Annotated in this window: 6 protein-coding genes, 1 pseudogene and 1 other annotated feature; of the genes and pseudogenes, 1 reads left to right on the forward strand and 6 read right to left on the reverse strand. The window is 38.6% G+C overall.

Annotated elements, in window-relative coordinates; all coding sequences use genetic code 11:
- The 6 genes and pseudogenes from FTU75_RS17870 to FTU75_RS17900 form a co-directional block, all read right to left on the reverse strand.
- The coding region (locus FTU75_RS17870) for a DUF3363 domain-containing protein (protein WP_257223834.1) at positions 1 to 425 on the reverse strand (425 nt) is incomplete at its 3' end.
- A gap of 34 nt (positions 426 to 459) precedes the next feature.
- Positions 460 to 1,255 (reverse strand): annotated as a pseudogene (locus tag FTU75_RS17875) (IS3 family transposase); the annotation flags it as partial.
- Positions 850 to 966 (reverse strand) — a sequence feature (AL1L pseudoknot). It overlaps the preceding pseudogene by 117 nt.
- A gap of 411 nt (positions 1,256 to 1,666) precedes the next feature.
- Positions 1,667 to 2,371 (reverse strand): IS6-like element IS1008 family transposase, encoded by a 705-nt coding sequence (locus FTU75_RS17885; protein ID WP_001067790.1) that lies wholly within the window; start codon positions 2,369 to 2,371, stop codon positions 1,667 to 1,669.
- A gap of 438 nt (positions 2,372 to 2,809) precedes the next feature.
- Entirely contained in the window at positions 2,810 to 3,061 is a 252-nt protein-coding gene (locus FTU75_RS17890) for a hypothetical protein (RefSeq protein WP_001232338.1), read from the reverse strand.
- A 442-nt stretch (positions 3,062 to 3,503) separates the two neighbouring features.
- On the reverse strand, positions 3,504 to 3,791 hold the full coding sequence (locus tag FTU75_RS17895) for a hypothetical protein (protein WP_000908082.1): 288 nt from the start codon (positions 3,789 to 3,791) through the stop codon (positions 3,504 to 3,506).
- Positions 3,792 to 3,793: 2 nt separating this feature from the next.
- The gene (locus tag FTU75_RS17900) at positions 3,794 to 4,432 is read right to left on the reverse strand and encodes an AAA family ATPase (RefSeq protein ID WP_000585007.1); all 639 of its coding nucleotides are present in this window, start codon (positions 4,430 to 4,432) and stop codon (positions 3,794 to 3,796) included.
- Between the two features lie 404 nt (positions 4,433 to 4,836).
- On the opposite strand from FTU75_RS17900, the gene repM reads away from it, so the two are divergent.
- Positions 4,837 to 5,775, forward strand: coding sequence for a replication initiation protein RepM (gene repM / locus FTU75_RS17905; protein WP_002046604.1), 939 nt, complete (start codon positions 4,837 to 4,839; stop codon positions 5,773 to 5,775).
- The last annotated feature ends 280 nt before the right edge of the window (positions 5,776 to 6,055 follow it).

Here is a 6,055-nt window from a genome sequence, read left to right on the forward strand (position 1 = left end):
ACCAGATCATCGGGGATGCGCCATTGGTCGGCGTCGATCCGCTCGACGATACCGGCCCGGCGTAGCGCCTCCAGCCGGCGCACATGGGCATCGACATAGCCCTCATAGTCGCCGCCTGGAACGCGGCCCTCGAACTTGGCCTGCTCCAGATGGCGGCTCGGCCGATAGATGCCGTCCTTTGCAATGGCGGTAATGGTGCGGTCGGACGGCCGGGCTGCCGCCTCGGCGGGGCCGAGCTGGACGACGCTGCCGATGCGGGCGTCCTCGAGCCGCTCGAGCGCGATGCCGGCGATGTGGTGCGTGCGGCCGTCGATGCCGTCCACCACAACGGTCAGGTTCTCCCCCAGTTCGTCGGACAGGTGCTTGTCCACGACGCGGCCGACGATGGGCGTCTCGGGCGCTCCGTCATGGATTTGGAAGCTCATGGGATCGCGTTCGCCGCCCTGCGGGCCGAGCGCCTTCTGCAATAAATGCAGTATAAACCCAGCCTGAATTTGTTTGAATATACGTAAAGTCACTCACCCACAGTTGGTCAGGATGATCAGCAGTAAAATTACGTTTTACCAAGTCATCCGCTCGTTTTTGATCATCTCGGCTACGGGTGGTTTGTTTGTTCTTACCACGCCAAACACCTTTTATACCTAGCTTTTGCATTAATCGAGCAACAGTACAGCGCGCAATAATATAGCCTTCACGTTTCAGTTTTTGCCAGACTTTACGTACACCATACCGACCTGAACTTTCCTTCCAAATTCGTTTAATCTCCTCAGCATGATGCAAGTCATGTAAATCTCGCTTTGCTCGATGTTCTGGATTTTCACAGAGATCTAGAGTCCGGTAATAGGTTGAAGGTGCGATCGGTAAAATTCTACAAATCGCCTCGACTCCGTACAGCTCTTTATTATTATGGATAAAATCCACCATTATTTGTGTGGGCGGTCGAGCTCCGCCTGGGCGAAAAAAGCGGCTGCTTTACGTAGAATTTCATTGGCGCGTTGCAGTTCTTTATTTTCGCGTTCGAGTTGTTTGATACGTTCTTGGTCTGAAAGCTGCTGTACTTTAACTGGATTTTGTTTATCTAAATATTTTTGATACCAAACACGTAGTGTTTCAGGAGTACAACCCTTGCGCAGTATACTGCTCAGGGAGCAATAGCGGTGATCGCAGCCCAATTCGATGGATAATCTTTCTCGGATTCAATCAATAATTGAACCGCTCTTTCTCTGATTTCAGGGGTATATTTTACTTTTTTCATCGGGACATTCTCTCAGAAAGCTTGGTCTCCGACAAACCCGGTACGGTTCAAAAATCTTCCATTGATTTATTTATATCTGTTAAACCAGTCGCATTATGAAATGTAATATAAGTAGAAATTTCAGTATAAATGGTCATGATCTTTTCTAAATTTGAATATCTAAGCGTCTTCATTAATCAACCTTATTGATTATTAGTTTCTTCTTTTAAAGCTCTTTGTACTGTTGCTATCCCTACTTTAAACTTTTCTGCAACACCTCTAAATGTTGAATTTTCTTCAGCCATTGCTTTTCGTATTTCAACATAGTCAACCTTCCGCTTTCTTCCCTTATATAAGCCCTTCGCTTTGGCTTTTGCAATGGCACTGTTGCAAATAGAGATTTGAGTCGATGAAGTTCCTTTTTAAAAGTGCTTAGAGACCGAAAACCCTGTTGATTAGACACACTTCACCTTGAGGCTGACCATAATAAAATGACGATGCTTGTCCTTTACGTAGTGCACGCATGACTTCAATACCTTTAATTGTGGCATAAGCCGTCTTCATAGATTTGAATCCTAATGTGGCCCTGATGATCCGCTTTAACTTACCATGATCACATTCAATGACATTATTTTTATACTTAATCTGCCTGTGCTCAATATCTACTGGACATTTTCCTTCTCGCTTTAACCGTGATAAAGCATGGCCATAGGTCGCTGCTTTATCTGTATTGATGACCCGTGGAATTTGCCATTTTTTCACCGTATTGAAGATTTTTCCTAAAAAACAATAGGCTGATTTACTGTTCCGTCTAGCGGAAAGGTAAAAGTCAATCGTATGACCACGTTGATCAACTGCACGATACAGGTAAGTCCATCGCCCCTTCACTTTGATATAAGTCTCATCCATATGCCATGAATGTAAATCTGTAGGATTACGCCAATACCAGCGTAAGCGTTTTTCCATTTCTGGAGCATAACGCTGAACCCAACGATAAATTGTGGTGTGGTCAACATTCACACCCCGTTCAGCGAGCATTTCTTGAAGTTCACGATAGCTGATGCCATATTTACAATACCAACGAACAGCCCAAAGAATGATTTCACCTTGAAAGTGCCGACCATGGAAGGGATTCATCTGCTGTATCTCGAAATAAATAAGATATTTAGCTTATCATGTCAGCCTATTTGCAACAGTGCCATATATTCGCCTTTTGGATGGAGAACAAGCTCTGCACCACCAAAGCCCACATTTATTACATTGCCTTACCCTGCAACGTTTAATCCATCCATTACAGCAATACTACCCGTTCACATTACTTTATCTCGGCTGATAATCAGCGCAGTAACTTTAGCCAATCTCGCTGCAATTTCCATGTCAGGAATTTGTCCACTTATTCCAATGATGATGAGAACTGCAGCATTGACTTAGATCGCCAGTGCTCAGTACTGGCCATCATGTAGCTTTTATCGCTTTAGCGCCTTAACTTATTTAAGTGGCGTAACTTGCATAACTTATGCATCCTATTTAAGTGATGTAAGTTATAGTATTCCGTGTCAGGAATCTGTCTACTTATCAGCGTCCGCGGAACTGCAGGATTTCTGCTTTGTTGTTCGCAACGAGGGCTAATTCTGGAGTTCCGTATAAGGCATAATCAATAACGACGCCTGATGCGAACATAGCGATTGGGCTGAAACGGAAGGTATCAGGAGCAATCGCTTTGGCAGAATTCCCCAAGGTGCTCACAATAAGATTCACATTGATGAAATCTGGCTTTCTACTCAGCCCATGGATATGCGAGCAGTTACTTATACTGCTCTTTCTCATGTCCTAAAAGCCTTTGACCATGTCAAATCGCAACATTGAGGTTATCTTGTTTTGGAATAAGCGTGGTCATTGTATGAAAGTGTTGATATATGATGGACTGGGTATTCAAAGCTCTACGGTTGGAACAAGCAACATTTCACTGGACTCAAACTCATCATAGTGAAACAATTACAAGCATTGATTCAGAGTTTCGCTTGATAAAGAATTTGACAATGTGCATCAAACATCATGACATCAATTCAGTCAGCCAAGCTGAATAGCCTAGATCCGTGTCTGTGCAGAAAAGGACGCCTTCATATAAAATAACTCAAATAGATAAATTACCACCACACTGCTAGAGCCTGAGCTGAATTTAAAAATATCTATAGGGTTCACCGGGGACTTACAGTAAATTTAACTTGGATAAAAAATATCCCCCTTAAAAAAGTGGGATATTTTTAATTTATTTATTTAATATTTCTTTTAATTCATCTGCACTATATGTCGATAAATTTTCTATAGCTGCTCGAACAATACTTGAACGATTTATTCTTGCATTTTGCCCTTTTACAACCAGCTCATCAATTAGTTTACTAATATCTTCATTGAGAGAAAAAGTGTAACGAATAAATTTTTTTTCACTTGATTCTAAAGCCTTTACCCTCTTTTCTGCACCAGATATAAATGCATCTAACATTTTATCTTGTTCAGTAGGTTCAGGTTTTTTGTTTAGCCCAGTTAAACCAGCCATAGTTATACTCCTAAAAACTCTCTTGCAATACTTTCAATTTCAGCTTTCGCTTTAGGATCACTATTTACTTCAAAAACCGAAAGCCCATTTTCATCTGCATCATCATAAACATTTCGATTTGTTGTGATTGAATTCAATGCATCAATACCAAATGATTTGCATGCCTCTTTTGCATCTAAAATTCTTTGAACTTGAGAAGGAAGAGTTGGACACTGAGTAATAATTGCTCTAGCTTTCAGATTTGGATTTACTGTCTTTGCTAATTTTAAAACTTGTTCCATATGATCTAAAGTTTTTAGATCTCTTCGTTTGGGTCTAAACGGCAATAACATATGTGTAGCTATAGTCATTGCTGAACGTAATGCTTCAGAATCCTGTCCACCTGCATCAATGATAATATCTTGGTATCTTTTATCTAAATCTTTTAAAACTGAACGTATATTCCCTGATGCTTGTACTGATGGAATATTATTTAATTCATCGTTTTCATCTCTTTCTTTGACCCAATCTGTTGTTGTTCCTTGAGGGTCAGCATCTAATAAGAGGACGTCTCTTTGACTTTGTTGTAAGTAAACTGCAAGATTTTGAGCTAAACAGCTTTTACCAGCACCGCCTTTTTCACCACCAACTAAGATAATCATAATTTATGTAAGTTACGTAAGTTTGTTTGTGTATAATTTAACGGTGATTTATGAAGTAATCAACTATCATGAAAAAAAAAATTAAAAAAAAAGTTATCCACAAAAGAATGGTCTTTTTGAATTTATATATATTTATTTAAATTTATTATTTATATCTCTGCTCAAAGCTTGACTAGCAAAGGGATACAGGAAGTATATGTTGACAAATTCCTACCAATAAGTTGACTTTTTCCTGTTTCTGAGTTGACATATTCCTACCAATAAGTTGACTTTTTCCTGTTTCTAAGTTGACAAATTCTGTGCATAAGTTGACAAATTCTTTTATTAAAAATACTTTCATTTGTGGACGTTAAGTAGTATTGTCAATATATCTATTTATAACATTTTCCTTAATATATCTTCCTATGAGTAACATAGTATATAAAGATAATAATTTGGTTGAAGCATCGTATTCACTAAATCTATCTGAGCAAAGGCTAATATTAATTGCGATCATTGCTGCTCGAGAAATTGAGAAAGAACTTACTTCTGATACTATACTTACGATTCATGCTTCTGAATACATGAAACAGTTTAATTTAGGACGTCAAGCATCTTATGAAGCGTTACAATCTGCATGTGATAATCTTTTTGAACGGCATTTGAATTATAAAGCAGTAGATCCTATAACTGGAAAAATAGGAATATACAAAAGTAGGTGGGTTTCAAAAGTTGGTTATGTTAAGGAAGAGGGATGCGTCCAACTAATTTTTGCACCAGATATTATCCCCTTATTTGTAAAACTTGAAGAAAAGTTCACAAGATATGAACTTAAACAAATCTCACCACTTACAAGCATTTATGCTATTCGCCTGTATGAGTTACTCATACGTTGGAGATCAACTGGTAAGTTATATATTTCTATAGATGAGCTTAGATCAAAACTCGGATTGATAGAAGATGAATATAAAAAGATGGGAGACTTTAAAAAAAGGGTTCTTACCGTAGCTTTAAATCAAATTAACAAATTTACGGATATTACTGTTTCTTATATACAAAAAAAGGAGGGAAGAAATATTTCAGAATTACATTTCATGTTTGAAGAAAAAGAACAAAATAAAACGAGTACAAGTGCTCCTTTAGAGCCAACTTATAAATTGACAGCTAAGCAATGTATATTCTTTGCTAAAAAGCTATGTGATATTACTAACTATCCAAAATTTGGTAATGATTTCGCACATCGTGGAGAGACTCTAGAAGACTTTCAGGAAAGGATATCAAGTGATCTTCTTGATAGCGATAATGTTAGAAAGTATTTTTCTTATTTGTTAGAAGTTGGTTATGCTCCTAAATACAAGAAGTAACCCTTTAGTTAATTGTCACTTTAAACAAAAGACCACGCCCTCTCATACTAAGTTTTTAATTAAGATTGCTTTCATGTGATTTTAATATGAATTAGCATAAGTTACATAACTTATGCTGGTTAAGTAACCACCTATCCTGCCTTTATAATTTATTGCTGCAGTTCTCATCATCATTGGAATAAGTGGACAAATTCCTGACATGGAAATTGCAGCGAGATTGGCTAAAGTTACTGCGCTGATTATCAGCCGAGATGTCGTTATTGATTATGCCTTATACGGA

The sequence above is a fragment of the Acinetobacter sp. YH12140 genome (genome assembly GCF_013418475.1).
In the GTDB taxonomy this organism is placed as follows: domain Bacteria; phylum Pseudomonadota; class Gammaproteobacteria; order Pseudomonadales; family Moraxellaceae; genus Acinetobacter; species Acinetobacter amyesii.

Coding starts and splice junctions, on each gene's coding strand:
- FTU75_RS17890 (WP_001232338.1), bottom strand. CDS start 3,061: ATGAGAAAGAGCAGTATAAGTAACTGCTCGCATATCCATGGGCTGAGT.
- FTU75_RS17900 (WP_000585007.1), bottom strand. CDS start 4,432: ATGATTATCTTAGTTGGTGGTGAAAAAGGCGGTGCTGGTAAAAGCTGT.
- FTU75_RS17885 (WP_001067790.1), bottom strand. CDS start 2,371: ATGAATCCCTTCCATGGTCGGCACTTTCAAGGTGAAATCATTCTTTGG.
- repM (WP_002046604.1), top strand. CDS start 4,837: ATGAGTAACATAGTATATAAAGATAATAATTTGGTTGAAGCATCGTAT.
- FTU75_RS17895 (WP_000908082.1), bottom strand. CDS start 3,791: ATGGCTGGTTTAACTGGGCTAAACAAAAAACCTGAACCTACTGAACAA.